At 62.6% G+C, this 25,560-nt stretch carries 20 protein-coding genes; 1 reads left to right on the forward strand and 19 read right to left on the reverse strand.

The features are described from left to right. Positions 1–86: 86 nt before the first annotated feature. From Q362_RS0106910 to Q362_RS0106930, 5 genes are all read right to left on the reverse strand, one after another. Positions 87–1,346: an LbtU family siderophore porin gene (locus Q362_RS0106910; protein WP_028318089.1), complete on the reverse strand. Its 1,260-nt coding sequence runs from the start codon at positions 1,344–1,346 to the stop codon at positions 87–89. Positions 1,347–1,442: 96 nt separating this feature from the next. Next, complete coding sequence (locus Q362_RS0106915; RefSeq protein WP_028318090.1) at positions 1,443–1,667, reverse strand: FeoC-like transcriptional regulator; 225 nt, start codon at positions 1,665–1,667, stop codon at positions 1,443–1,445. A 21-nt stretch (positions 1,668–1,688) separates the two neighbouring features. Continuing rightward, the gene (gene feoB / locus Q362_RS19560; protein ID WP_035215874.1) at positions 1,689–4,064 is read right to left on the reverse strand and encodes a Fe(2+) transporter permease subunit FeoB; all 2,376 of its coding nucleotides are present in this window, start codon (positions 4,062–4,064) and stop codon (positions 1,689–1,691) included. A 2-nt stretch (positions 4,065–4,066) separates the two neighbouring features. Next, the gene (locus Q362_RS0106925; RefSeq protein WP_245590179.1) at positions 4,067–4,306 is read right to left on the reverse strand and encodes a FeoA family protein; all 240 of its coding nucleotides are present in this window, start codon (positions 4,304–4,306) and stop codon (positions 4,067–4,069) included. Next, positions 4,303–4,593: a FeoA family protein gene (locus Q362_RS0106930; RefSeq protein WP_051553814.1), complete on the reverse strand. Its 291-nt coding sequence runs from the start codon at positions 4,591–4,593 to the stop codon at positions 4,303–4,305. Before Q362_RS0106930 ends, Q362_RS0106925 begins: the two co-directional genes overlap by 4 nt. A gap of 442 nt (positions 4,594–5,035) precedes the next feature. Here Q362_RS0106930 and Q362_RS0106940 point away from each other — a divergent pair, with 442 nt between their 5' ends. Continuing rightward, a complete protein-coding gene (locus Q362_RS0106940) occupies positions 5,036–5,317 on the forward strand; it encodes a hypothetical protein (protein WP_028318093.1) in 282 nt (93 codons plus the stop codon). Positions 5,318–5,556: 239 nt separating this feature from the next. Here Q362_RS0106940 and Q362_RS0106945 read toward each other — a convergent pair whose 3' ends face one another. The 14 genes from Q362_RS0106945 to Q362_RS0107010 all read right to left on the reverse strand — a co-directional run bounded on the left by Q362_RS0106945 (position 5,557) and on the right by Q362_RS0107010 (position 25,492). Next, entirely contained in the window at positions 5,557–5,877 is a 321-nt protein-coding gene (locus Q362_RS0106945) for a hypothetical protein (protein ID WP_028318094.1), read from the reverse strand. A gap of 25 nt (positions 5,878–5,902) precedes the next feature. Continuing rightward, positions 5,903–6,304, reverse strand: coding sequence for a DUF4150 domain-containing protein (locus tag Q362_RS0106950; RefSeq protein ID WP_028318095.1), 402 nt, complete (start codon positions 6,302–6,304; stop codon positions 5,903–5,905). A 19-nt stretch (positions 6,305–6,323) separates the two neighbouring features. Then, complete coding sequence (locus Q362_RS0106955) at positions 6,324–6,956, reverse strand: DUF3540 domain-containing protein (RefSeq protein WP_028318096.1); 633 nt, start codon at positions 6,954–6,956, stop codon at positions 6,324–6,326. Beyond that, complete coding sequence (locus Q362_RS0106960; RefSeq protein ID WP_028318097.1) at positions 6,953–8,008, reverse strand: pentapeptide repeat-containing protein; 1,056 nt, start codon at positions 8,006–8,008, stop codon at positions 6,953–6,955. The genes Q362_RS0106955 and Q362_RS0106960 overlap by 4 nt, the downstream gene beginning before the upstream one ends. Further along, positions 8,005–10,878 (reverse strand): DUF2169 family type VI secretion system accessory protein, encoded by a 2,874-nt coding sequence (locus Q362_RS0106965; protein ID WP_028318098.1) that lies wholly within the window; start codon positions 10,876–10,878, stop codon positions 8,005–8,007. The genes Q362_RS0106960 and Q362_RS0106965 overlap by 4 nt, the downstream gene beginning before the upstream one ends. A 6-nt stretch (positions 10,879–10,884) precedes the next feature. Beyond that, positions 10,885–13,659, reverse strand: coding sequence for a type VI secretion system Vgr family protein (locus Q362_RS22125; protein WP_051553816.1), 2,775 nt, complete (start codon positions 13,657–13,659; stop codon positions 10,885–10,887). A 149-nt stretch (positions 13,660–13,808) separates the two neighbouring features. Continuing rightward, positions 13,809–16,601, reverse strand: a complete 2,793-nt coding sequence (locus tag Q362_RS22130) for a type VI secretion system Vgr family protein (RefSeq protein ID WP_051553819.1) — start codon at positions 16,599–16,601, stop codon at positions 13,809–13,811. After that, on the reverse strand, positions 16,598–18,136 hold the full coding sequence (locus tag Q362_RS0106980) for a type VI secretion system contractile sheath domain-containing protein (RefSeq protein ID WP_028318099.1): 1,539 nt from the start codon (positions 18,134–18,136) through the stop codon (positions 16,598–16,600). Before Q362_RS0106980 ends, Q362_RS22130 begins: the two co-directional genes overlap by 4 nt. 16 nt (positions 18,137–18,152) lie before the next feature. Next, positions 18,153–18,938, reverse strand: a complete 786-nt coding sequence (locus Q362_RS0106985; protein ID WP_028318100.1) for a hypothetical protein — start codon at positions 18,936–18,938, stop codon at positions 18,153–18,155. Continuing rightward, positions 18,935–21,595: a type VI secretion system ATPase TssH gene (tssH, locus tag Q362_RS0106990; RefSeq protein WP_028318101.1), complete on the reverse strand. Its 2,661-nt coding sequence runs from the start codon at positions 21,593–21,595 to the stop codon at positions 18,935–18,937. The genes Q362_RS0106985 and tssH overlap by 4 nt, the downstream gene beginning before the upstream one ends. Before the next feature lie 10 nt (positions 21,596–21,605). Next, a complete protein-coding gene (gene tssG, locus Q362_RS19575) occupies positions 21,606–22,667 on the reverse strand; it encodes a type VI secretion system baseplate subunit TssG (protein ID WP_051553821.1) in 1,062 nt (353 codons plus the stop codon). Continuing rightward, positions 22,631–24,370, reverse strand: a complete 1,740-nt coding sequence (tssF, locus tag Q362_RS0107000) for a type VI secretion system baseplate subunit TssF (protein ID WP_028318102.1) — start codon at positions 24,368–24,370, stop codon at positions 22,631–22,633. The genes tssG and tssF overlap by 37 nt, the downstream gene beginning before the upstream one ends. Before the next feature lie 18 nt (positions 24,371–24,388). Then, entirely contained in the window at positions 24,389–24,808 is a 420-nt protein-coding gene (gene tssE / locus Q362_RS19580; RefSeq protein WP_035215877.1) for a type VI secretion system baseplate subunit TssE, read from the reverse strand. Positions 24,809–25,003: 195 nt separating this feature from the next. Beyond that, positions 25,004–25,492, reverse strand: coding sequence for an Hcp family type VI secretion system effector (locus Q362_RS0107010; protein ID WP_028318103.1), 489 nt, complete (start codon positions 25,490–25,492; stop codon positions 25,004–25,006). Between the last annotated feature and the right edge of the window lie 68 nt (positions 25,493–25,560).

Raw genomic sequence — 25,560 nt, forward strand, 5'->3', positions numbered from 1 at the left:
CCATTAAATTAGAAAAGCCTAATACAAATCCCCTAAAAAACCCTCCAGGAAGACGGACTTCCGGGAGGGGGTGGTGCAATCGTTAGTTAAAACTCGTACGTCAGCCTGGTGGTGAAGCCGTGGCCGCTGTTGTCGGTACCGCCGTCGGCAATCGAATAGTCCTCGTCATGAAAATATTCGAAGGTCAGGGTGGTGCCGTCGAAAATGCCGAACGAGGTGGCCGCGATGTAGCGGTGCTCGGGCAACTCCAGGGCGACCGCTTCCCAGGAACGCTGATAGCCGATGGCGAACACGGTCTCCTTGTCCAGAATCGCGGTGGCATAGGCGAGTTCGGTGTTCCATGCGGCCGGTTCCGCGCCGACCTCGGCGCCGGGCGCACCGTAGGCGAGTTCGCCGGCGTCGAAGCTGTCCAGCGCGGTGATGTATTCGGTGATCAGGGAAAAGGCCTTGTAGTTGGCGCCAAGGTTGAGACTGAGGCCGGGCACCTGATCCCTCAGGGTATAAATGCCGCTGTCTTCCAGAATATCCGTGGTGTTGTCGGCATCGGCGATATTGTTGATCCACGCACCGCCGACCTTGAATCCCATCTCCTCTTGCTCGTAGCTATACCCCAGCGAGGCGCCGAAGCCGTTGATGCTGTCGTTGTCCTCGTCGGCCGGATCGTCGCCCTCGTTCATGCCGTTGTAGCTGAACACGGTGGCGGTGAAGCCGTTCTTCTCGAAACCGGCGATGACGCCGGCGGAATTGGTCTCGCCCAGGGTCTGGGTCAGGGGATCCTGAATCATGTTGGTGGAGAAATCGCCGAACGGGACGTAGAGCTTGCCGCCGGTGAGAAAGAAGGGGAAGCTCTCGGTGTTGCCCAGGGTGACATGGGCCTCGTCGATATAGATGTCTTCGTTGCCCTCGGTGCCGTCGTACTCGACCACGATCTTGCCGGTGGCCCAATCGGTGACCTTGAGATCAAAGATCAGGTCAACGGTGTCAAGGACGAATTCGCTGGAATGGTCGCCCTGGAAATCCTTGCCCAGTTTGTAATCGCCCTCGATGACGCCGCTCAGGCTGACGAACTCGTTGATCCCCGGACCGCTGCTTTTCTCCTTCACCTGGCGGGCGACTTCCTCTTCGATGGCCGTCTTGTCAACAACCGGCTGAGCCTGCATGCCCTTTTCCATTTCATTGAGGCGCTGATTGAGCTGCTGATTTTGCTGCATCAACTGCTGCACCTGCTGCTTGAGCTGCTCGATCTCGCTTTTGGCAGGAGGTGCCGCCAGGGAAGAGGTGAGAGGCAGCAGGCAGAAAGTGCCCGCTGCCGCCAAGGCAAGGCTCCGTTTGAATCCTTTGGTCATGTTTCCGCTCCTTTTGAATGTTGGTGTTATAAAATATAATTTGATAACAATCGAATTTTTGTACTGCAATTGCCGCCTTGAACGCAATCAAGAAATTCACTCAATCCATTCGTAGAGTTCGATAGTGGCGGGATCGCACTTGCAGCAGCCCTTGCAGCCCGTGGCGGCATCATCCGACCGCTTGCGGACCTTACCCTTCTGCATCCAGATCGCAAGGAGAGGACGGACCGTCTCGGCCTCGGTCTGGAAATGCAGCGCCATGTCCTGCAAGGGGGCGACTTTCCGCGCGCGCAGATAGTTTTTCAGGCTGATCAGATCCATCGGTTCGCTCGGTCCTTGTCCTTATCCTTGCTCCGCGACCCGGGTCACCGGGCTGGCAGCGGCCAGGGCCGTCTTGGCCTGCCGCTCCTTGGCGCTGCTGACCAGTTTCAGCATCAGGACCACGCCGGCAAAGGCGATGAGGTCGCCGGCGATCACCACCGCCGAATAGCCGGGATGGGCGCTGAACGTGGCCACCTGATAAAACAGCGTCGAGGCAATGAAGGCGAGAAAGGTGGTCCAGAATCCGGCGAAGGCGGTCCAGGCCAGGTTGGTTTCCCGATACACCGCGGCGATGGCGGCGCTGCACGGGAAATAGAGCAGCACGAAGAGCAGGTAGGCGAAGGCCGCGGTCTTGCTGCCGAACAGGTGCACCATGGAACCGAAGGTGGCGACGTTGACCTCCTGCTCCTCGGCGGCAGTGGCGGTATCGCTGACATCGCCCACGGAGATGCCGAGGGGATCGGTCAGGGTGTCGACCACGCCCAGCAGATTCTCCGGGATGGTAGCAAAGGCGCCGGTGATGCCACCCCAGAAATCGAAGGCCTCCTCTTCACTCTCGCCCTCGCCCTCTTCCGCCGGGGCCTGCTGGTCGATCTGCGCATACAGGGCATCCAGGGTGCCGACCACCGCTTCCTTGGCAAAGATGCCGGTGAAGATGCCCACCGTGGCGGGCCAGTTGGCCTCGGTGACCCCCAGGGGCTCAAGTGCCGGGGTGATGACCTTGCTGGTCGCGGCCAGGACCGATTTGTCGGTATCCTCGTTGCCGAAGGTGCCGTCGGTGCCCACCGAATTGAGGATGGACAGGACCATGATCACCGGAATGAGCACCTTGCCGGCCCGGAAAAGGAAGGCCTTCAGGCGGTCATAGGCCCGCAGGACGACCGAACGGACCGTGGGGAGATGATAGGGTGGCATCTCCATGATAAACGGCGTGATCTCGCCCTTGAGCAGGGTGTTCTTCAGGATCAGGCCCGTGAGCACGGCAAAGCCGATGCCGATCAGGTACAGCAGGAACACCAGATTTTGCCCGCCGGTGGGGAAGAAGGCGGCGGCGAACAGGGCATAGACCGGCAGACGCGCCCCGCAGGACATGAAGGGGTTCATCATGATGGTCAGGGTGCGGTCGCGTTCATTCTCCAGGGTGCGGGTGGCCATGATCGCCGGCACGTTGCAGCCGAAGCCGACCAGCATCGGCACGAAGGCCTTGCCCGGCAGGCCGATGAAGCGCATGAACCGGTCCATGACAAAGGCGGCCCGGGCCATGTAGCCGGAATCCTCGAGAAAGGAGAGACAGAGGAACATGAAGCCGATGGGCGGGATGAAGGTGGCCATGGTCTGGATACCGCCGCCGATGCCCGTGGCCAGGACGGTGATCAGCCATTCCGGTGCGTGCATGCCGGCGAGCAGTTCGCCGAAACCGTCGACAAAAATGGTGCCGGCCAGTTGATCGAAGAAGTCGATGAAGGCGCCGCCCAGATTGATGGTGACCATGAACATCAGGTACATGGCCACAAGAAAGATGGGAATGCCGAGCACCCGGCTGAGCACCACCCGGTCTATCCGATCGGAGAGGGTTCTGTTGACCTGTCCCTGTTTCTTGACCAGATCGCGGGTCAGCCAGGAAACGAACCCGTACCGGGCCGAGGCGATGACGATATCGGCCTCCTCTTCCATCTCCTCCTCGATCTGCGTCCGCAGGGCATCGACCCTGGCTCGGGTCGCCTCTCCCAGAGGAACATAGGACGCGGCCAGGGGGTCGCCTTCGAGCAGCTTGAGTGCCAGCCAGTAGGGATCGATTTTCCTGATGGCGCACGCATCCTGCACCTCCGAGGCCAGGGCTTCGCGTGCCAACTGCACCGGTTCCGGATACACCAACTCCGCGGTGGAGACCTTCGTCGCCCCAACCGAGGCGAGGATCGCCGCCTTGAGTTCCTCGAGCCCTTTATTTTTTGAAGCGACCAGGGGAACGACCGGGCAACCGAGCCGTTCGGCCAGGCCAGCCACATCGATGGCCAGTTTCCGTTCCTCGGCCATGTCCATCATGTTGAGGGCGATGAGCAGCGGCACACCCATCTCCAGCAGTTGGCTGGTGAGATACAGGTTGCGCTCGATGTTGGAGGCATCGACGATATTGACGATCAGGTCGGCCTCCCGCGACAGGACGAAATCGCGGGCCACCTGCTCATCCACGCTGGAGGCGGTCAGAGAATAAATGCCGGGGGTGTCGATGACCTCGACCTTGCGGCCGCCATCCTGATACCAGCCCGTCTTGCGGTCCACAGTGACGCCGGGCCAGTTGCCGACCTGCTGCTTGGCCCCTGTCAGGCAGTTGAACAAGGTGCTCTTGCCGCAATTGGGATTGCCGACGATGCCGATTGCCAGCCTGTTCGCGCTCATTGTCACACCTCCCGCACCAAAAGGGCCTTGGCTTCGTCCCGGCGCAGGCTGAGACTGAAATCGCGCACCGTGATCTCCACGGGGTCACCCATGGGCGCGACCCGAACCACCTTGAATGCCGTGCCCTTGAGCAGGCCCATGGCCAACAGTTTCTGGCGATAGGTGTCGCTTCCCTTGACGAATCCAACCACCGTACCCGCCTGTCCCACAGCAATTTCACTGAGCGTTTTTTCCATTATCATGCCTTGATCACATTAATCTTATGGGCCATGCCGCCGCCGAGGCCGTATCGGCACCCCGCCTTCTCAATCACAACCGCCCCGTTCTCCTGCTTGTGCACCACGAGGATCTCGTCGTCGACGTTGATGCCCATGCTGAGGAGGCGTTCCCGCATGAGGCAGCCGCCGTGCAGACTGACAACCTTGACCCGCTCCCCTTCGCTGGCGAAAACCAGAGGGTATGACGGGGATTTCTTGCTTTCAGCCTCCGCTTCCGTTTTTGGAAGGCTGCAAACCGGTGTGTGGGTCATGGTCAATATTTAGAGTGATGACTTCCGATGTTATTAGCAAACAACAGAGTTAGAAACTGCTAAGTTAGATGCCCCTAAGTACAGTGCGCGCCACCAAATGTCAACGCTTTTTTTCACCGATCTATCGCCATCGGACGCGGACGGAGAAGAATGAACGATATTTCAGCAGGATTTTTTCCAGTTCCGTTGAGCGGCGCTTCAGCTCCCCTATTACCGAAGCCCCTCGAACGCATCCAGGTTGCACCGGTACATGGGCACGACGGCACTAATGGCCGCGTTTTTCCCACCCATGTGTCGGCATGCGTCGAGGCCGATCATGTCGACCCGAATTCTCCGGGATGCGTGCTTTTCCAGGTTGCCCCCTTGCCACGCCCTGCCGGCCTCCTTATCTTAGGAATCTCTAACACAGCAACAGGAATCTTTATCAACGCGAGGTCTAGTCATGAAGCATTATTTTTTGGTCAACAACGGCGAGGCACGAGCCATCGATCGCGACGAATTGAACACCTATCCTTTTGTATCAACGTACAATTCGCAGGGCGAAGCGGAACCCTTCAGCGAGGATTGGCATCACTACGAGAGCGCGGGCACCGAATGGTGCGTTGCCTATGCCGAAAGCGACGAGGAAGCCGTGGCCCTGGCGGATGACAGTCATTACGGCCTGGTTGCCAGGGAGAATGTGTGGTGTGAAATCAGACAGAAACCGTACGAAGCAAGGGCCTGATCAAAAAACCCCGTATGCAGCCGGCAGACGAGGCTTTCCACCGGATCGGCTCTCCTTGCCGCATGCCGGGCCGGCTCAGGGCCGGCGGCGGCACGCTCTGGACCGGGGCTGACCGGTCCGGTTTCATCTTGATGAGGGGATGAGCGCCCCTGTGGGCGATCGGTGGGACAACGGGACTCGGCGAGAGGGGGCGATTGCTGCGGGCGGCGGAGGCCAATCGCCCCTGTTTTCCGCTGGCGTCAGCGCCCGTCTTTGCGGGCCTGGTTCATCTGCTGCTGCAATTGGAGTTGTGCCGCCTGCAGGGCCTGCTGCAAGGTCTGGACGAGGACATAGGCGTTGCTGACGGAAACCACGATGCGGTCGGAGATCGTGGCGTGGCCGGGCATCGAGCGGTGCAGGTTGCCCAGTTCGATCACCACGTCGCCCGTGCCGACATAGACGTTGAAAATATCCCGGTAGACATACTCCAGGTCCTGCGGCAGATGAAAATGCACCTGGACGCGTTCTTCTTCTCCGGCGGCCTGCCGGTCCTGCGGTTTGTCGTTCTGATTGTGCGGCATGCTGCTCCTTGCATTGGGAAAGAGGTCAGGTCATGATCATGACCTTGCACTGCGACGGCACCAGCGTCATGCCGCCCGGACAGTTGGTCATGTTCTGCAATGTCGGCGAGAGCCATTTGGTGGCCGGCAACCCGCCGGTGAACACCTTCACCGAGCCCATGATGTTGCGGGCCGGTCCCATCATTATGCCCGAGGCGACGCCGCCCGCCACGCCGGCGTTATCGCCATTGCTCATCGGCACGGTGGTGCCCATGTTGTGCGCCGGCATCATGGAAATCAGGTGTTTGAGCGATGTCGTCGGCGGCAGGGCCATCGGCAGCATGGCCATATTGGGGTACGGTATGGGCACGGGCCCCACCGGTGACGGGGTCAGACAGACATCCGGAAAGCCGAACTGCGTTCCGGACAGCGAACAGTTAGCAAACATGCGTCTCTCCTTAAAAAAGTCAACCCATGTGGATCCGCTCGCCATCGATCCTGGTGTCCTTCTTGCTCACCATGACCGTGTAGTTCGAATCCATGCAATACAGGCCCTCGACCGTGCGGGTCGCCTGACCGGCCTTGATCTGGTCGTGCCCCTCGGTGCGGCGCAGGTAGGTGTGCACCCGTTTGACCAGGTGGCGCGCCATGATGTTCATCAACTGGCCGATGAAGCGGATGCTCCGGTAGGTGGCCTGCAAGTTTTCACCGGTGGCCGTGACCTCCCGGACGTCGACCACCGCGGCCTCGCTTTTGTGAATCTCCTGCGCCGAGAAGAAATTGAGGTTGCCCTCGCTGACCATGCTGGCCGACGTGGCCCGGAGCACGACATCGCCCGGGAACTGGACCACCGTTCTGGTCGACTGCGGCCGCTCGAGGATACCGAGGACGAACCAACGCCCCTGATCGTCGCCGGCGCAGAGCACGGTGTCGCCGGGTTCCGGCTGGACCAGGCAACTGAACGCGACCGTGGCCCGGCATTGCTGCCCGGCGACCGCCACCAGCACCTCTCGTTCCCTCACCCCGGCCACCTGGCCGTGCGCAAACCCTGCCTCGGGTTGCCGGACCAGGGGAACCCTGTTTCCGATTATTGCACTCATTGCTGCCTCCAGTTTTCCGCTTTTTCCCGTTTGGCATTGCCGGCCTTGGCCAAGGCCCGGTCCGTGCCGTTCCAGATGACCTTCTCGGCCCGCACCTTGTGGAGATCGGCCTGAAACAGGCCGGCATTGGTGAAGTCCGACTCCCGCAGATCGGCATGCGCCAGGTCAGCGTAGGTGAAATCGGCCCCGGCAAACACACACAGGTTGGCCGTCATTTCAGCCAACTGCGCCATTTCCAGATGGGCCGAGCCGAGATCGGACCCTGTCAGTTGCGCCTTTTGCAGGTTCGCCTTGGCGAGTCGCGCCTTTTTCATGCTGACGCCGGTCAGATTCGCCTCGTAGAAGTTGGCCAGTTCCAGATCGGCATCGTCAAAGACGGCGCTGTGCAAATTCGCCCGCATGAATCCCCCCTGCTTGAGCAGACTGCCGCGGAACAGGCATTCGGCCAACTCGCATTCCATGAACTGGGTTTGCGAGAGATCGAGCCCGCTGAAATCGACGCCGGCCAGGTCTGCCTTGAAAAAGCACGAAAGCGTAATCCTGGCCTGGCCAAAGCCGTTGCCGCGAAAGGCGGACTCGAAAAAGACGGCCTTGTGTATTTGCGCCGCGGTAAAATCGGCGGCAGCGAGGGTGCACTCATACCACACGCACACCTCCGAGGCGACTCGGGCAAACGAGGCCCCGGTCAGGTCGCACTTGGTGAAGACGGTGGTGGTCAGGCGCGCCTGGTCGAAGCGGGCGGCCGCCATCTCCGTCTGCATGAACTTGGTGAAATCCATGATCGCGCCATCCAGACAGGCCTGGGGGAGCCGGCATTGCATGAAATTGGCCATGCTCAGATCGGCGCCGTCAAAGCGCCCCTGGTCGAAGGTGCAATTGTTGAAGGTCGCCTCGCGCAGCTTGGCGCCGCTGAAATCGCAGCCCGCGAACCGCACCTCGTTGAAAATCGCGCCGGCATAATCGAGCCCCCGGCAATCGAGGTCCGCAAAATCCACTTGAGCGAAAATTTCGCCCGCCTTGACCTGGTTGCTCAATTCCTGGCCGGTCATCATTGTCCACTCCCGTCTTCGAGCAGGGTCGCGTCGAGATTGGCGCCGCTGAAATCGGTGTTGCCGATGGTGCAGCGCAGGCAGTCGACCGCGTACAGATTGGCGCCGGTCAACGAGGCGTTGGTCAGCCGCGCCTTGGCCAACGAACCCTCGCGCAGGTCGATGCGGTCGAGCCGGGCGCCGTTGAGGTCGGTTTTGCGGAACTGGGCCTGCTTGGCGGCAGCATCGCGGAGGTCGGCGCCAGAGAGGTCGCTGCCGTTGAACAGGGTGCCCTCCATGGACGCACCGGCCAGGTCGGCGCCGGCCATGCCCATGTGCTGGAAGGTGCCGCGGTCGAGCCGGGCGCCGGGAAAATGGACCCCGCGCAGGATCGATTTCCCCTCTTCCGTGGCCACGAAACAGGCGGCGGACAGATCGGCGCCGTCGAAGCGGACCGTCTCCAGGGAGCAATCGGCCCAGACCGAATGGGGCATGGCGGCCGCGGAAAAATCGGCATCCCGCACGGTGCACTTGTAGAACAGCGCCGTCGCGAGCCCGGCCCCGCAAAAGCGGACGCCGGTCAACTGCCGTTCGATGAACTGCACCCCGGCCAGGCGGGCCTGGTCGAACACCGCCGCCGCGACGACGATGTCCAGCGCTTCGACCTCTTCCAGGTTGGCGCCGGTGAAATTGGCGCGGGTGAAATCCCCTTTAGAGAGCTTGGCGCCGTGCAGATCGGCTCCGGAACAATTGGCGCCGTGCGCGAAGACCGCGCCGATATTGGCCCCGTGCAGATTGGCGCCGCTCAGGTCGGCATCGGTGAGCACGGCCCGCGCCAGGATGGCCCGCGCCAAGGTGGCGCCCTTGAGGCTCGCACCGGTGAAATTCACCTGTTCGAGAAAACAGTCGCTGAGGTCGATCCCGTCCAGGTTCTGGCCGGCAAGATCGAGGCAGGCCCAATCGCAGCCGCTCACCCGCTCTTTCGCGGCCACTGCCCGAAGAAAGCGCGCCCGCACCTCGTCGAGGGGCTCTTTGTGGGGCGGCAAGCCCTCGGCCATGAAATGGGCGCCCAGGATATAGGCCTCCTTGAAGTGGCCTTCCGCATCCCGGAGCCGTTGTTCGATCCCCGCTATCCGCCCGTCGTACATCTCGCCGACCCGGCGCTCCAGTTCCGCTATCTGCGCCTCCTCGCCCCCCGTGGCCCGCATGCTGGCCACATGCTGCATCGCCTCCTGCATCATCGGGTCGATGGGAGCCAGTTGCGCCATCAGGGCCTCGGCGTTCATCCGGGGCAGCGGTCCGGGCGCGGGATGGTCGAGATCGAGGTCGGCAAGTTTCCGCATCTCCTGCTCGAGCCGCGCCCGCTCGTCCACGCCGATGCCCGTTTCGCCCGGTGTCCCCGCGGCCAATTGCGCCGTCAGCGTCTCCTGGGCCTTGGCGATCTCCTCCTTGGCTAGGCGCTTGCCCTCCTGTTCCTTGTCGGTAGCGAAATCCTGCACCACCTGCATCATCTGATCGATCTTGTCGAAGGAGAATTGTTTCAATTCGATCTGTTTCGGATCGCCGCCGGTGATGCCCGGCAAAATCGCCTCCAGCTTGTCGGTCAGGGCCCGCTGGGCCGGGTCGGCCTCCCCCTGCCGCGCGGCCTGGGCCAGGGCCCGGATGTCGATCGGCTCCATACCCGGCGGCGCATCAATCGCAGCCACCTGCTGTTCGGCCTGTTGGAGGGCCTCTTCGATCTTCTCGTCCGCCATTTTTCTGAGTTCCGCTGTCTTGGCCTCGATATTGGCGACCAGGGGGCTCTGCTCGCTGTCGGCAAAAGCTTTCTGCTGGAGGATCTCCATGGCGCACGGGGCGCCTTCGGGAATCAGGTCGGCGGTATTGAGGCTGTTGCGGAGCGGGTCCCTGGTGTCAAGCCGCAGGGCAAGGGCCCGGCGGTAGTGGCCGGCATCGCGGGGCTGGTGTGCCGCATCCTCGTAGCCCGCCAGCAGATGGCTGATCTGCGCGGCCTCGTCGTCGACGACTTCGAGCACGCCCCGCCAGATCTGGAGAGCCAGCAACTGGCCGGGAAAGAACCAGAGGGTATCGAGCCGCAGGGGGAGTTCGGCGAATCCGGCCTCCGCTCCGGTGCGCTGGAGGAAGCAGCGCGCCCTGTAACCGGGAAGTTGCCCCTCAATGGTGGTCTGGTGCCGATGCAGATTGTGGAGGGCATAGCGTTCGTTCCCCTGCCAGAAGCCCTGCAACCGCTGGTCCGGCGGCGCAGTGAGAAAAAAGCGCCAATCGAAGTCGGCCGGGTGACCAGGATAATAGTTCCGCAGGTATTGGCCGTCGTAGGTGCCGCGATACTGGCTTCGTTGCGGCCAGTCCATGCCCATGGCGCCGACTCCGGCCGGTTCCGGCTCCTCGTCCCTGCCGCCGACCAGCCGCCCGGGATGCTCGATGCGCGGCAGCAGGCCGTCTTTGTGCCCCATGCCGCCGGTGTTGCGGGCGAAGTCCTTGCCGCCGAAGGCGTGGGCATAGGTGAGCGGCAAGGTGGTGAAGGGGGTCGGCGGGCTGGGAATGGGCCCCTGCCAGCGGCGCTCGCCGAAAATTGCCAACCGTTTTTGCAACGCCCCCACCGCCAGGGCCACCTCGCCGGCCGGCACCGGCTGTCCCTTGGGGGCGTGGAAGCTGCCGGTCACCAGATATTCGCCCTGGGGTTTGGGCATGCCGGTATCCAATGGCACCTCGTCGTCACTCCCCTCCGGCAGGCCGGAGAGATAGTCGAAGGGCATCACGACCTCACCGCTGAGCAGATGGGTGGCCAGGGTAGCGCTGACCGCGCAGTAGAAGCGCCGGTCATGCTCAAAGACATTGGTCCTGATATCGAGTTGGAGCGGGGTGATGGTCTGCATGGATTGCTATGCCATAAACAAATATTGAGGAAACATCATCGCAATCCCCTTTCTCTCCAATGACATTTCCTCTTCCTTGAGCTTGAAACCGTGCCGCGTAATTTCTCCATCAGTGTGTCCGAACTTTACGCCTGTGATCTTGGCTTTGTTGTTATCTTTCTTGAAGCTAAAACCAAGACCATGATATTGAAATTTATCGTTTTGAATCTGGAGTTTAGAAAGTCCAAACCACGTATCTATCGACGCCCCAATCACTACGGTAGATTCAAATTTCCCTCCCAAATAGGTTTTATTGGTAGCGCTACCGACAAAGGTGACCTCGAAACTGGCCAAACCGCTGCCGCTGTTAATCATCGTCGAGTAGGAGGCAGGTATTTTGGTATTGCGATCGTAAACGGTTTTCGACGAGGTCGCGTTATTGAAATCGGCCGTCCTGTGTTCAAGGCAGGTACCATGCTTGTCCCATACCCGTTCGTCCGAGACACCGCCTTCCTTCCAACTCCACGAGGCCAGGCTGCCGTCGTCCCGGTAGCTCACCTCGACATGACGGCCGCCATGACGGATGTTCAGGGAACTGCCCACCGCCACCGCCACCGCGTCTCCCTTGACATAGTCATAGGAATCGCCGACCTTTTTCTCCACCCAGATGCCACCGTTCTTCCATGAGGCATCTTCATCTTTCCCATCCTTATCCTTCGTTTTCCAGGTTCCGGTGATGTCGGCGGTAGCCTCGTCCTTAAGGGTGGGGAAGCTCAACTTGGTGTAATTAGGGCCGCCCTTTTGGTTCCCATCTTTGTCCACAAGCAGATCGTGGGTCAGGACAGCGTTCAACCCCGCCTTCTGGTCCATGTGGTTTTCGACGTAGCAATTGCCCAGGTTGTAGACCCAGTAGCCGCCGAAATCGTAGATATTGCCTTCCTGGGTGTTGACGGTATCGAGGCTCGACACCGAGACGTGGGCCGCATTCACCACCTCGCTCCACTGCTGCGCCGCCCCGCCGTGGCGACTCAACATGCCCGACGGCTTATAGGCACTGTCGAAGTTCGCCAGCAGATCCCCGGTCTTCGGCACGGTTTCCCCATCGGATTTCTTCGGAGCCGCGGTGTTTCTGCCGGTGCGATACTCGCCGAACCGCTCCGTTGCCTCGATCCAGAGCTTTTCCTTGGTGTGCAGACGGATGCCATTGGCGCCGTTGTCATGAGTCGACCCGCCATAGGGCGCACCGAGACGCAGCCAGGAATCGGCGGTCGGACTCTCGAGAACGATACTTTCCTGCCCCGCCTGTTCCTGGAGACAGATCTCGTTGCCGCCGGCGGTGCGGATCATCGCCACAGTCTGGTTGGTTGCGGTCGAGGGGCTGGGCGTTTCCAGATTGGGGATCGCCGCGGCAATGACCGGCCGGTCGGGGTCACCGTCGATGAAGGTCAGCAGAACCAGCGTTCCCTTGGGCAGGGGAAAGTGCATACCCCGCCCGTCCGGCCCGGCATAGGGTTGCGCCATGCGCACGAAGCAGGAGGCCTTACCGGCCGCATGCCCATCGTTGAGATCGAAAGGCAGGCGCACCTTGTAGCGGCCCTGGTCGTCCAGTTCGGCGTACTGGCCGCTGCCCTCGGCGTCGATGGTGGCGTGCAGCGTGCCGGCGATGCGCGGTTTCTTGGTCGACCGTTCCGCCCGGTACTGCACCTCGGCCGGGATGGCCGTGAAACTGTTGCGGTAGGACACCGTCTGTTCGAGATCGGCCAGCGCGTGCCGCAGACCGGCGACGAGGTAACCGGTCTGGTTGCCCTCGTGCCGCACCTCGGTGATCAGGTATTTCCGGTTGCAATCCCGCCGGTAGTGACCCGCAAGCGCAAAGGTGAAGCCCGGGCACAGAGAAGGTACCGTGCTTTCACCGTGGAATTCGACCTTCCGGCACAGCAGGGCCTCGGCATGGATCGCGGCCAGGCGGTTCCCCTCTTTCGGGGTGGAAAAATATTCGCCGTAGACATAGGTCTCGCCCCATCCTTTCGGATCGACTTCCGCCGTGCCGGAAAGGTCGAGCGTGGGACGTTCGGAGCTGTAATCCTTGAACCGCACCGTCTGCGGCAGCATCCGCTGTCGGCAGGTCAGTACCTTGATGACCTCGTCACGATGCTGGGCATCCATCCCCGAGGCCGGTGCATAGAGCAACTGTTCCTGTTGGGGCAGGTCGACATGACTCAGGGCGGAATCAGTGATCACCAGTTGCTCGCCCGAAGCCGTTTGTTCGAAAAAATAGTACAGGCCCTCCCGTTCGAGCCAGCGGGCCATGAAATCGTAGTGCGATTCGCCGTACTGGCAGACATATTCCAGGGACGCATAGTTTTTTTGCATACGGAATACATAGTCGCGATCGCTGAGACCGCCGTCCTTGAGGATCCGCCCGAGTACGCTGTCCTGCGACGAGGACACGATCGGCAGATTGAGGCACACCTGATTGTGCCGGGTCAGGGTCAGGCGCCAGGCGCGCGGCCGCAACAGCGCCCGGTAGAAGATGTAGCCGTTATATTCGTGCAACTGTTCGAAATGGGCGACGATGCCGTGAAAATTGGTTTGGTGGTTGTTCGGGCGCTGGATGGTGAAGGTCGCCGGCTGCCGCAGCACCGCGTCGAGATCGAGGTCAGGGTTGTCGGTGACCAGGGTGATATCGAATTCGTAGAGAAAAGAAAGCCCCTCGGTCCCGGTGAAATGGACCACGCCGAGGCTGTCTTTGGGCGTGGCTGAACTCACAAAATCAAATCGTTTTTTCGTCAGGAATTGCATGACTCCTCTTTCTGGTTACCACCGGTTTCCTCCCGGGGTGGTTGCAGGGCGAACCGCCCGCCCCTGCGGGATACTTCACCGGAAAGGTGCAGGTGCGCCATACTGTGTAGAACGTCGAACATGTAGGAAGCGATTTTTTGCCTCGCTTCCTACAATCCCATCATGTAAATGCCCGAGTCCAGGCCCAGGTTCTGTACCCTCATGGTCAAGCTCTGTTTGCGCGCTTCAAAGTCATTCTTGGTAATCCATCCAAGTGTCTGCTCCAGATACAGATCCTTGATCCCCGCCTTGACCGCTTCTTCCTTGTCCAGTTGCGATCCGAGACCGTGGTATTCGAATTTGCTGTTTTTGAGCTGGAGTTTCCCGGAGGGATTCGTCCACATCTCGAGTTGCAGGGCCGCGGCGACGCCTATCTTGATCTCGGCCGCCGCCGACAGGGCAATCTCCACCTTGCCCGCCACTTCGAGGGAAAAGGCGGACACCGCCGCCAGCTTGATGTCCGAGGTGGCCTTGGCGACCATGGTCAATCCGAAGCTGGCCAAGCCGCCACCGGTGTTGGCTTCCGTCGAGTAGGAAGCCAGGGTTCCGATGTTGCAGTCGTAAACCGTCTTCGACGAGGTGGAGGCATTGAAATCGGAGGTTTTATATTCGATGCAGATTCCATCTTCTGTCCATACCCTTTCTTCCGTAACCCCCTTCTCCTTCCAACTCCACGACGCCAGGCTGCCGTCGCCGCGGTAGGAAACCTCGATATGACGGCCGCCATGACGGATGTCCAGGGAACTGCCGGCCCTGACCTCCACCGAGTCCCCCCTGGCATAGTCATAGGAATTGCCGACCTTTTTCTCCACCCACATACCCTGTGCCGGCGGCCAGGTCCCATCGAGCGCGCTTGAAGCGCCATCCTTGAGGGTGGGGAATTCGAGCTTGGTAAAATTCGGCCCGCCCTTGTCCAGGAGATCATAGTCCAGCTTGGCATTCAAGGTTGCCTTCTGGTCCATGTGGTTTTCCCGGTAGCAATTGCCCAGGTTGTAGTTCCAGTAGCCACCGAAATCGTAGATATTGCCTTCCTGGGTATTGACGGTATCGAGGCTCGACACCGAGACATGGGCCGCATCCACCACTGCGCTCCATTGCTGCGCCGCACCGCCATGGCGGCTCAGCATGCCTGACGGCTTGTAAACACTGTCGAAGTTCGCCAGCAGATCCCCGGTCTTGGGCACGGTTTCCCCACTGGCTTTCTTCGGGGCCGCTCCATTTCTGCCGCTGTGATACTCGCCGAACCGCTCTTCCGCCTCGAGCCAGAGTTCTTCCGTGGTGTGCAGACGGATGCCGTTGACACCGTTGTCGTGGATCGAGCCGTCATGCGGCGCGCCGAGGCGCACCCAGGAATCGGCGGTCGGGCTCTCCAGGACGATGCTTTCCCTGCCCTGCCGGTCCTCGAGGCGCACCTTGTTGCTGCCGCCCGTGCAGATCACCGCCTCGGTCTGGTTGCGCGCGGTCGAGGGACTGGGGGCTTCCGGGTTGGGAACCGCGGCGGCGATGACCGGCCGGTCAGGGTCGCCGCCGATGAAGGTCAGCAGGATCTCGGTGCCCTTGGGCAGGGGAAAATGCATGCCTCGTTTCGGCCCGGCATAGGGTTGCGCCATGCGCAAAAAACAGGAAGCCTTGCCGGCCTGGTGCTCGTCGTTGAGATCGAAGGGCAGGCGCACCTTGTAGCGGCCCTGGTCGTCCAGTTCGGCGTACTGGCCGCTGCCCTCGGCATCGATGCTGGCGTGCAGCGTGCCGGCGATGCGCGGTTTTCTGGTCGACCGTTCCGGCCGGAACTGCACGGTGGCCGGGATGGCCGTGAAACTGTTGCGGTAGGACACCGCCTGCTCGACATCGGAGAGCGCGCCCTGCAGGCCGGAGACGAGATAACCGGTCTGGTTGCCCTCGTGCCGCACCTCGGTGATCAGGTATTTCGTGTTGAAATCCCGCCGGTAATGACGATCGAGGCTGAAGGTGTAGCCGGGCGCCAGGAAGGGCACCGTACTCTCGCCGTACAACTCGATCTTGCGGCACAGCAGAGCCTCGGCATAGATCGCCGCCAGGCGGTTCCCCTCTTCCGGGGTGGAAAAATATTCGCCGTAAACATAGGTCTCGCCCCGTCCCTTCGGATCGACCTGCGCCTCGCCGGAGACCTCAAGGGTGGGCCGTTCGTAATTGTGATCCCTGAACAGTACCTTCTTCGGCAGCATCCGCTGCCGGCAGGTCAGCACCTTGATCGCCTCCTCGTGATGGTGGGCATCCAGCCCCGAGGCCGGCGTGTAGAGCAACTGCCCCTGCTGGGGCAGATCGACGTGGCTCAGGGCGGAATCGGTGATCACCAGTTGCTCGCCCGAAGCGGATTGTTCGAAAAAGTAGTACAGGCCTTCCCGTTCGAGCCAGCGGGCCATGAAATCGTAGTGCGATTCGCCGTACTGGCAGACATACTCCAGGGGGGCGTAGCTTTTTTGCGTCCGGAACGCATAATCGAGATCGCTCAAGCCGCCGTCCCTGAGAACCTGCCCGAGCACGCTGCCCTGCGCCGCTCCCTGCGGCGGCGGCACGATCGGCAGGTCGAGGCACACCTGGTTGTGCTGGGTCAGGGTCAGCCACCAGAGGCGCGGCCGCAGCAGGGCCCGGTAGAAAATGCAATCGTTAAATTCGTGCAGCTGTTCGAAATGGGCGAGGATGCCGTGGAAATCGACCTTCCGGTCGTCCGGGCGATGGATGGTGAAGGTCGCCGGCTGCTGGAGCACCGCGTCGAGATCGAGGGCCGGGTCGTCGGTGATCAGGGTGATGTCAAATTCGTAGAGAAAAGAAAGCCCCTCGGTCCCGGTGAAATGAACCACGCCGAAACTGTCCTCGGCCAAGGCTGAACTCACGAAACTGAACCGTTTTTCCGTCAGGAATCTCATAGCGTCTCTCCCCGGTTGGCATCGGCCGGCGGCGTTTCCTCCCAGGGCAGGTGCAGGGTGACCTGTCCAGCCGTGCGGGATGTTCTGCCTGCAAGGTGCATGGTCAACGACAAGGTTCCGTTTTCGACTGCCAGCGTGAACTCGTCCGGAGGGGCCAGGCCGGCCTGATGCAGACTTTCCAGAAAAACGGCGCGAAGCTGCGATGCCGTCGCCAGCGGCTGTTGCCGCTGTTCGGCAAAAAGCCAGTTGAGCAGCCGCCGGACGAGCAACTGCTGATCGAGATCCGTGCCGTCGGCCAGCGGCATGGCGGCGAATCCCAGCCGGTGCGGCCCCAGGGCCAGTAAGGGGGCAAAGCCCGCCCGCTGCAACTGCTCGCTACGATCCCCGGAGGACGCCACCTCCATGGCCGCCCCTTCGCCCGGCGGGTCGACGGCCTGGTCCGCCACGGGAAAGGGCAAACCGCTTCGCTCCTGCTGCTGCACGACGAGCGCGGCCAGCACCCAGATCGGACTGAGCCATGTTGGCTCGGTCGCCGGCGGGGCGATAGCCAGGTCCGCACACAGGGCATCCGGGCCGCCGGTGGCAAAACGCCCGACCGACAGGGCGAGCCAGCGGGCCTCGGACCTGGCGCGAAGCGACCGCCACTTGGCATACTGGGGACGATCCATGTGAGTGGCGAGATACGGCAGGCGCGGCAACTCCCGCCAGGAAGAGAGCGAAAAGAAGTTCGCCCCTGCCCAGGCGAGCACCGGCGCCAGCAGGCGGTCGCCCAAGCCGGCCAGGGCGGCGAGGCTGTCCAGGTCGCGCGGGGTATGATCGAAGGGCAGATCGACCAACACCAGGTCGGGCTCATCCTGGACGAGTTCCTCGACAAGCGAGGGCAGCAGTTCGGGCAGATCGTCGCGATCGACATCAAACAGGCGCCATTGCAGCCGGCCCTGGCCGAGGTCATGCAGCCAGCCCAAGCCGCGCCACGCCGCCACCCGCTTGCGGTAGTCGGGATGGGCCAGGATGTGTTCGAGCAGCACGGCAAGCCGGCTGTCGATGTCGCGGCGCCAGGCGGACACGGCGGGTGCCTGGCCAGGGGCATCCTCTCTGCCCGGCGGCAAGGCGACCAGATCGAGCAGGTCGTCCACGGCGCTGCGGCCGGCGGCGACTGCACCGTTGTCGTCAGGCGCACCATCCAGCCAGTCGCCCGTCAATTGCGGCCAGCGTTGCCGCAGTTCGGCGGCGATGCGCGCCGGCGGGGTTCCCTGGTCAGCCGATTGCAGATACGCGCGGGCCGCGGCAAGATCGGCCAGGGGTGGGGTGCGCGGCACCCATCCCGCCGGGGTCAGGCCGTCGGCAGGGTGCAGGGCCACGGCGATGCGGCCGGCGGCAGCCAGTTCACGGGGGACCTCCAGCACGCAGTGCCCGCCAAGGGCGGCCATCGCCTCGGCAAGATCCTCCCGCGCCCGCACGGCATGGCCCGGCCGGCGGCCGATGCCGGCGGCAAAGGGAGCCAGGACGGCGATATTCCGGAAATCTCCGCGCATGGGTATTACCGTGATCTCAAGGAATGCAGGCGGTTTGCATCACGAACACCTCGGCCACGTCACCGGCGGCATAGGGACCGAAAAGAAGCGATGCCGGCGCCCCGTCGATCTTGACGTAATGCGAATCCGCAGGGGTGATCTCGTTGCGCACCGCCCAGGCGCTGTATTCCGTCTCGCCCAGGCAAAGCGTCAGCCCCTGTTCCGGATATTCGAGCACCGCCTTCTGCGGCAATTGCCCAGCCGGACCGACCCCCTGGAAGACGATTTTTCCCTCCGGGGCGACGCCGACCAAGGAGCCTGCCCAGGAGGCGTCGATGGGCCCGACTTCGAGCCAAGTGCCGTAGCCCTCGTGGGCATGGACCCCCAGGCGATACGGCAACGGTGGCGCTGCCGCGGGCGGGCGATGGGCCGCGGCCACCAATTTCGCCCCCAGGGTCGGGGCCGTCAGCGGCAGGATCTCCGCGCCCTGAAACGGCATGGGCAGTTGCGCCGCAGTCATTTTCCCCGTGCGGTCGAGCCAGACAAGGACCGGCCCTTGCCGGCGTTGTTGCGCCGCGCTGAGCGCCAGCAGGGTCAGCCCGAAACCGACACTAGCGGCAACGGGCTTGCTGCCGCCGACAACAACCCATACCGCGACCGCCGGGTCCACGATCCGGTCCAGCGCTCCCTTCCAGGCAATCTTGCCCAGATCGTCCGTCCAGAAATGGCCCTCGGCCGCCAGACCGTACTGCCTGATGGTGGCGAGCAGGGAGCCGACCACGGCCGGATCCTTGTCAAGCGACGTCACCCAGACCTGCTTCATGCCCCCTCCTCCGGCTCTCCGCCGCCCTCGTCTGTGAAGTGATACTGGAAGGTGCCGTCGTCGTCAACGTCGAGATGGACGGCGGCGGGCATCTCCCCCTCGCTCAGATGGTGGAGAATGGCCTGCGACAGTTTCGGCAGCACGTTGGCGTTGAGGATATAATCGATGTTCCGCGCCCCGGTTTCAACCTCGGTGCAGCGGGCGGTGATGACATCGATCACCTGGTCGGCAAAGGTCAGGGCCATCTTGTTGTTCTGCCACAGCGTCTTCCGCACGCGCCCGAGCTTGAGCTGGACAATGCCGCGCATGGCCTCGGCGCCCAGGCTGAAAAAGGGCACGATGGTCATCCGGGCGAGCAGGGCCGGCTTGAAATGGTGGGAAAGAATCGGCCGGATGGCCCCGGTCAGGGTGTCCATGGCCAGGTCGGCGCTGCCCGCCGTCATCTCCTGGATGACATCAGAGGCCAGGTTGCTGGTCAGGATGATGACCGTGTTCCTGAAGTTGATCTCCTTGCCCTCACCGTCGGTCATGGTGCCCTTGTCAAACACCTGGTAAAACAGCTCCATCACGTCCAGGTGCGCCTTTTCCACCTCGTCGAGCAGAACCACCGAGTAGGGCTTTTGCCGCACAGCCTCGGTCAGCATGCCGCCCTCGCCGTAGCCCACGTATCCCGGCGGCGAGCCGATCAGGCGGCTGGTGGTGTGCGCCTCCTGGAATTCCGACATGTTGATCGAAATCGTGCTCTTCTCGCTGCCGAACATCAGGTCCGCCAGGGCCAGGGCCGATTCGGTCTTGCCGACGCCGCTCGGGCCGACAAAGAGGAAGACGCCCAGGGGCTGGTTCGGATTCTTGATGCCGGCCTTGGCGCTGCGCAGCACCTCGCCCAGGGTGACCAGGGCCTGATCCTGGCCCTTGATGCGCGCGCCGAGCCGTTCTTCCAGCACGAGCATGGTGCCGGCCTCGTCGCGCAGCATCCTGCCCAGAGGGATGCCGGTCCAGTCGGAGACCACCTTGGCCACGATGTCGGGACTCACCTCGATGTGCATCAGCGGGGTGTCGCCCTGAAGCGCGTCCATGGCGGCGCTGGCCTCCTCGAGTTCCCGCTGGGCGGCGGCCCTGGCCTCGCCGCCCTCCTCCTCGGACTGCCGCATCTTGTTGCGCAGTTCCAGCACCACGCAGGCGCGTTCCTGGATCTGCAGCCAGCGCTGCCGCAGCTGCTCGGCCTTGCCGGTGGCGGTCTCGATAGTGGCGATCATGCCGGCCAGGGCCTCCTCGTCGATGGCGACGCCGTTGGTCCGGTCGCGTTCGAGCGCCTTTTTGCTCCGCTCGGCCGCCTGCACCTGCCGCTCGAGGTCTTCCAGTTCCGGCGGCTTGGTGGTGAGGTTGATCTTGACGCGGGCGCAGGCGGTGTCGAGCAGATCAATGGCCTTGTCCGGGAGGAACCGGCCGGTGATGTAGCGATCGGCCAGTTCGGCCGCCGCCTTGGCGGCGTCGTCGCGCACGATGACCCCGTGCGACCGCTCGTAGCCCTCCTTGAGGCCGCGCAGGATGAGGATGGTGTCGTCGACGCTGGGCGGGTCCAGCTTGACCGGCTGGAACCGCCGGGCCAGGGCCGGGTCCTTCTCGAAATATTTCTTGTATTCGCTCCAGGTCGTGGCCGCCACGGTGCGCAGTTCGCCGCGGGCCAAGGCCGGTTTGAGCAGGTTGGCCGCGTCGCTGCCGCCGGCGCTGCCACCGGCGCCGATCAGGGTATGGGCCTCGTCGATGAACAGGACGATCGGCTTTTCCGACGCCTTGATCTCGCTGATCACGCCGCGCAGACGGTTCTCGAACTCGCCCTTCATGCCGGCGCCGGCTTCGAGCAGCCCCATGTCCAGTTCCAGCAGGATGTTGTCCCGGAGCACCTCGGGGATGTCGTTTTCGACGATGCGCAGCGCCAGCCCCTCGACCACCGCCGTCTTGCCTACCCCCGGTTCGCCCACGCAGATGGGATTGTTTTTCCGCCGCCGGGCCAGGATGTCGACCATCTGCCGGATCTCCTGATCGCGGCCGAAGACCGGGTCGATCTTGCCCTCACGCGCCTTTTGCGTGAAATCGTTGCAGAAACGGGCGATAAAACTGTCGCCGGCCCGGCCCTGCCCCACATCGCCGCCCGAGGCCGGGGCCGCAGCCGGCGCCGGTTTTTCCAGCGAGCCCTTGGTCAGGGTCCAGAAATCCCGAAGCAGGTTTTCCCGGTTGATCGTTTTGAGCATGTCGACATAGGCACCGTCGCCATAGGCGATCGGTTTGGCCAGGAAGGCCAGCAGCACCCCGCCGGAGCGGATGGAGCGCTCCTGCAGGTCGACCGAACTCGTCAGCCAGGCGTCCTGCAGCAATTCCAGCAGGGCCGGGGAAAAGGCCGGCTTACCGGAGTTGCCCGTCTTGTACTCCTCGAGCACCGCTTCGAGGGCGTGTCTCAGACGGCCGGTGTCGATGTCGCAGGCCACGGCGATCAAGCCCCAGTCGCTGCGCATGTCCTCCAGCAGTTTGACAAACAGGTGTTCGACCGTGACCTCGTAATGCGTCCGGGAGACGCTCAGGCCGGCAGCGGCCTGCAGGCTGGTGGTCAGATAGGGATTGAGACGCAGAAGCAAGGACTTGATATCGACTTTGATCATGCTTTTCTCCTTAGCGGTGGGAGTGGACCGAATCTGAAGGGGTGTGAGCGCCGATTTCCGGTCCGGCGAGGGTGACGGCCAAGGGTTGTGCCGAACTGGAGCTCTCGGTCTGCAGCCAGGTGTTCCACCCGAGCCGCGACCACTGCCGGCCTCCGAGCGTGACGGCCTGGACATCGCGCGCCGGCAGCGACAGGACCATGTCCCAGGCCAACGGGCGATCCACATAGAAACGAACCAGTTGCACCACCTCGGCAAAGGCGGGTCGGTCGGGCAGCAGATCGTGAAACTGCTCGGCGGTGTGCGCCTCGATGTGCAGTTGAAACTTGCCGCCACGCTCGGCCATCTCCTGGCCGAGAACAGTGTCTTCGCCCAGGCTGTGGCCCTGTTGGCCCAACAGGAGCCGCTGCTGGACGGGGATCGCCACCAGGCGTTGCACGCATTGGCGGACCTCGACCTGATCGCTGTCGAGGAAATCCCGAATCATGGCCTGCAATCCCGCCGCGCTGTGCGGCGCCTGGGTGGTCAGGCCGATATAGCGCAGCAGGCGGACGGGATGGCGGACGCGGTCGCGCCACACCTGTTCCGGCAGCCCCAAAAGGGCAAAGAGCCGTTCGCGCGTTTCCGCGTTTTGCCGTTCGTGCAGTTGGTAGGCGAGCTGGTACTTGGCCCAGCCCCGGAAGAACAAGTCGTACAGGCCGGTATTGAGCACATCGAAAAAACGGCGCGACAGGTCCTGACCTTCCCGCCATTCATCCAGGAGTTCCTCGGTATAAAAGGTGGGCAGCGGCGAGGAGGCTCCGTACAGCCCGAGAAAGGTCGCGGTCAACTGGAACCGCGAAGGCTCCTCCTCGACCGCATCGATGGCGGCGATATCGGAGGAGGAAAACGAGAGCGAGAGTTCCGGCCGGGTGCGGACCGAGCGGCTGCGTTCCTCGTCCGACAAAATGCCGCCGGCCTCGTGCTCGAGCAGGAGGTGGAGCAGGCGCACCGCCTGCTGGTAGGGAAAGCGCCGCGCCTGACTGACGAGGATGTCTTTCAGATCAGCGGTCTGCTGCCAAGGCGGGCCGGCCATCGGAACTCCTCCCCAGAGTCGACATCAACCATGACAAATTCGGTGAAGCAGTTGAGTCCGCTGTATTCACCGAGAAACAGATCGAGCACCGAACCGAACAGGCAGAGATCGCCGACCCCGGAAAAATGGGCGCTTCGCACCCTGACGACGATCTCCTGCCCGCGCAGCATGATTCCTTGCACGATGCGATCCAGCGGTCGGATGCTCATCTCTTCCAGCCCCTCGATCCGCTTGCGCATGGCCGCCACCTTCTGCCGATCCCGGTCGTGCATCGCCAGGTAGGCCTCCAGCAATGAACGCACTCCCTCGATGTGCCCCAGCGAGGCCAGGTTCAGGGAGAGATGGGACAGGAGTTTCCACAGGCTGCCCTGGCCGATCGGCGGGTCGATCTGCAGGGTCGGCGTGGTGATGTTGGCGAAGCTGAGCAAACCTGGACTGTTCGCCGTTTCCCGGCAAATGTCGCCGAGCAGCAACTGCTCCGGCTGTCGGCCGTTGGTGCAGGTCAGGTCCACGGCCAGGGTTTCGTCGTTCTGAAAGATGCTGGTGCCGGGATAGCTGAAATCGAGAAAGGTTTCCACCTGGCCGTGAACCGGCGAGATCCTGCGGATCACCTGGTAGACCGGCGCGTCGCGTTCGACCTCGGCAAAATCGTCGACCGGCCGGTAGACGCGCTGCTGCACCGTGCCCCGGGTGAAGCCGACCACCTGGTCGACGGTGTAGACGGAAAAGGCGTGGGGCCGGCGCTGCGAGGGGTTGATCCGCACCCTGGGCTTGGTGGGATCGAGCGGCACGGGCTCGGCATCGAGCGAGAACAGGTTGACCGCCGGCGTGACGCCCACCATGAAGCTGTCGGCCTGCAGCGGCGGGACCGGATGGTTTTCCGCCAAACGGCCCAGGTCGAACCGGATCCGGAACCGGTTGCCGGCACCGCGCCCGCGCCACTGGTCCCAGCCGTCCAGTTGCAGGAACAGCATCTTCTGCGGCAGGGAAAAATATTCCTGGAGGATCTGAAATCCCGCGAAGACCCGCCGGGGATAGGGAAAAAGCGCCCCCTCGTTCTGGAAGCCGAAAGGCCGCAGCATGCGGGCGGGCAGACGCAGACTCTCGCCGCCGTTGCCTGCTTCCAGGGTTATTCCCTCGAGATTCCTGGTGAGATGGAAAAACAGGTTGGCGGCCGTGTTCAGCGGGCCGCCGAGGTACAGCAGAAACTGGTCCGGCTGCCACTGGCCGAGATCGATATTGAACAGTTCGAAATCAAGAACGATGCTGCTGGTTCCGGGGCCCTGCTGCACATATTCGCTTTGCAGCAGGCGCAACGGATGGACCTCGAGATCGAAGCAGGTCCGGAACTGACAGGATTCTCCGTCGACGGGCCGGCTCGCCAATACCGTGCCCCGCTGTACCCGGACCGACTCCATCACGCTCGGCTTCGGCGTGAAGGCGACCAGGGCCAGCGAGGGAATGGGGCGGAGATAGTGCGGGAAAACGAGACCCGTCAACGTGTGGATCAATTCGGGAAATTCGTCGTCGATCCGTTCGCTGACCAGCCCGGTGAGAAAGGCAACCCCCTCCAGCAGCCGCTCCACGTCCGGGTCCCGCGACTCCCCGCCGAGAAAGGGCGCCACGGCGGGATGCACGCGGGAGAACTCCTTGGCGAGTTCCCGCAGGTTTTGGAGCTGTTGCTGGTAGTAGCGTTGACTCACAATGCATCCAATAAATGATCAGTTGGTGACCAGAATGCTGCCGTTGGCATTGATGATCGTTTCAAACACCACCGGGATATCGGGTTGCCGGGCCAGGGCGGCTTCGAGCTTGAACTTGAGTTCCAACTGCACCCCCTCGCTTTTTTCCATGGTCACCCGCACATTGGTCAGGCGCGGTTCAAACCGCGCTATCACGCCGACCAGCACCTGCTCCATGCGGCGACCGGTATCGACGAGGCTGTCGCTGTGCACGCTGTTCATGTCGGGCAGGCCGTAGTCCGGCGCGATCTGCACGCTGCCCTGGCGGGTGTTGAGCAGCTTCTGGAGATGCGTGATGACGGAAGCCAGCTCCTGGCCGGAGGTGCACGACTGATCTTCCTCGCCGGATTGGCCGGCGCGGACCAGCCGCTCAAGAAACCGTTCGCGAAAAATGGTCATGGGCGAAGCTCGCTACCGTCCGGTGACAACGGGCGCAAGGCGGCGGCCGGAACCACCGCCCCGCGTCGTGCCGCAGGGTGCCGATACCTGCCGAGGCAGGCATCGGGCGGAAGAACCGTCCCATCCCGTTCGCCGCCCGTTTCCGGACGGTGCGAACGGGACGAAGGGTCATCCGCGTCCCGAGGCGTCCCCTGTTCACGCCTTCGGCGCCTTCCAGTCGTCCTCGGCTTCGATGCCGTCGGTCTCGTAGGTCCAGGAGATTTTTTCGTAGGTAAAGGAGACATCCTCCATGTCGTGATAGGGCTTGTTGTCGGGCAGGAAGGTCAGCGGCGTGTACTCCCGCATCTCGACAATGATCGCGTTTTCCAGCTTGATGGTGAAATAGAGTTCCTCCTGGCCCTTGTCGTTGATCCGGTAGTACTGCAACTCCCAGGCGGTGAACCGTTCCCCCGAGCAGCAGGCCTGGAAAAGCAGGGGGCTGCTGCCGTCCTTGGCCTTGGTGATCGTCAGGGGACGATGGATCCGTTGCCCGGTCGGCAGACCGGTGTGGGTGTCGCGCGGAATTTCCACGGCGTGGTCGATCCCGTACACCAGGATCTTGCCCTCACGCCCGGCCTGGGTGCATCCGCCTTTGATCTCGCCCTGATTGGCGCCAGTCACACTCAAATACGATGTCATTGCCATGGTTGTGTCTCCTTGTGCTGTAAAAATGGATGGTGAGTTGCTCTATCTCGCCCGCACATCGGGCAACA

It is taken from the genome of Desulfobulbus elongatus DSM 2908, from assembly GCF_000621145.1.
Lineage (GTDB): Bacteria > Desulfobacterota > Desulfobulbia > Desulfobulbales > Desulfobulbaceae > Desulfobulbus > Desulfobulbus elongatus.

Coding starts and splice junctions, on each gene's coding strand:
- Q362_RS0106910 (WP_028318089.1), bottom strand. CDS start 1,346: ATGACCAAAGGATTCAAACGGAGCCTTGCCTTGGCGGCAGCGGGCACT.
- Q362_RS0106915 (WP_028318090.1), bottom strand. CDS start 1,667: ATGGATCTGATCAGCCTGAAAAACTATCTGCGCGCGCGGAAAGTCGCC.
- feoB (WP_035215874.1), bottom strand. CDS start 4,064: ATGAGCGCGAACAGGCTGGCAATCGGCATCGTCGGCAATCCCAATTGC.
- Q362_RS0106925 (WP_245590179.1), bottom strand. CDS start 4,306: ATGATAATGGAAAAAACGCTCAGTGAAATTGCTGTGGGACAGGCGGGT.
- Q362_RS0106930 (WP_051553814.1), bottom strand. CDS start 4,593: ATGACCCACACACCGGTTTGCAGCCTTCCAAAAACGGAAGCGGAGGCT.
- Q362_RS0106940 (WP_028318093.1), top strand. CDS start 5,036: ATGAAGCATTATTTTTTGGTCAACAACGGCGAGGCACGAGCCATCGAT.
- Q362_RS0106945 (WP_028318094.1), bottom strand. CDS start 5,877: ATGCCGCACAATCAGAACGACAAACCGCAGGACCGGCAGGCCGCCGGA.
- Q362_RS0106950 (WP_028318095.1), bottom strand. CDS start 6,304: ATGTTTGCTAACTGTTCGCTGTCCGGAACGCAGTTCGGCTTTCCGGAT.
- Q362_RS0106955 (WP_028318096.1), bottom strand. CDS start 6,956: ATGAGTGCAATAATCGGAAACAGGGTTCCCCTGGTCCGGCAACCCGAG.
- Q362_RS0106960 (WP_028318097.1), bottom strand. CDS start 8,008: ATGATGACCGGCCAGGAATTGAGCAACCAGGTCAAGGCGGGCGAAATT.
- Q362_RS0106965 (WP_028318098.1), bottom strand. CDS start 10,878: ATGCAGACCATCACCCCGCTCCAACTCGATATCAGGACCAATGTCTTT.
- Q362_RS22125 (WP_051553816.1), bottom strand. CDS start 13,659: ATGCAATTCCTGACGAAAAAACGATTTGATTTTGTGAGTTCAGCCACG.
- Q362_RS22130 (WP_051553819.1), bottom strand. CDS start 16,601: ATGAGATTCCTGACGGAAAAACGGTTCAGTTTCGTGAGTTCAGCCTTG.
- Q362_RS0106980 (WP_028318099.1), bottom strand. CDS start 18,136: ATGCGCGGAGATTTCCGGAATATCGCCGTCCTGGCTCCCTTTGCCGCC.
- Q362_RS0106985 (WP_028318100.1), bottom strand. CDS start 18,938: ATGAAGCAGGTCTGGGTGACGTCGCTTGACAAGGATCCGGCCGTGGTC.
- tssH (WP_028318101.1), bottom strand. CDS start 21,595: ATGATCAAAGTCGATATCAAGTCCTTGCTTCTGCGTCTCAATCCCTAT.
- tssG (WP_051553821.1), bottom strand. CDS start 22,667: ATGGCCGGCCCGCCTTGGCAGCAGACCGCTGATCTGAAAGACATCCTC.
- tssE (WP_035215877.1), bottom strand. CDS start 24,808: ATGACCATTTTTCGCGAACGGTTTCTTGAGCGGCTGGTCCGCGCCGGC.
- Q362_RS0107010 (WP_028318103.1), bottom strand. CDS start 25,492: ATGGCAATGACATCGTATTTGAGTGTGACTGGCGCCAATCAGGGCGAG.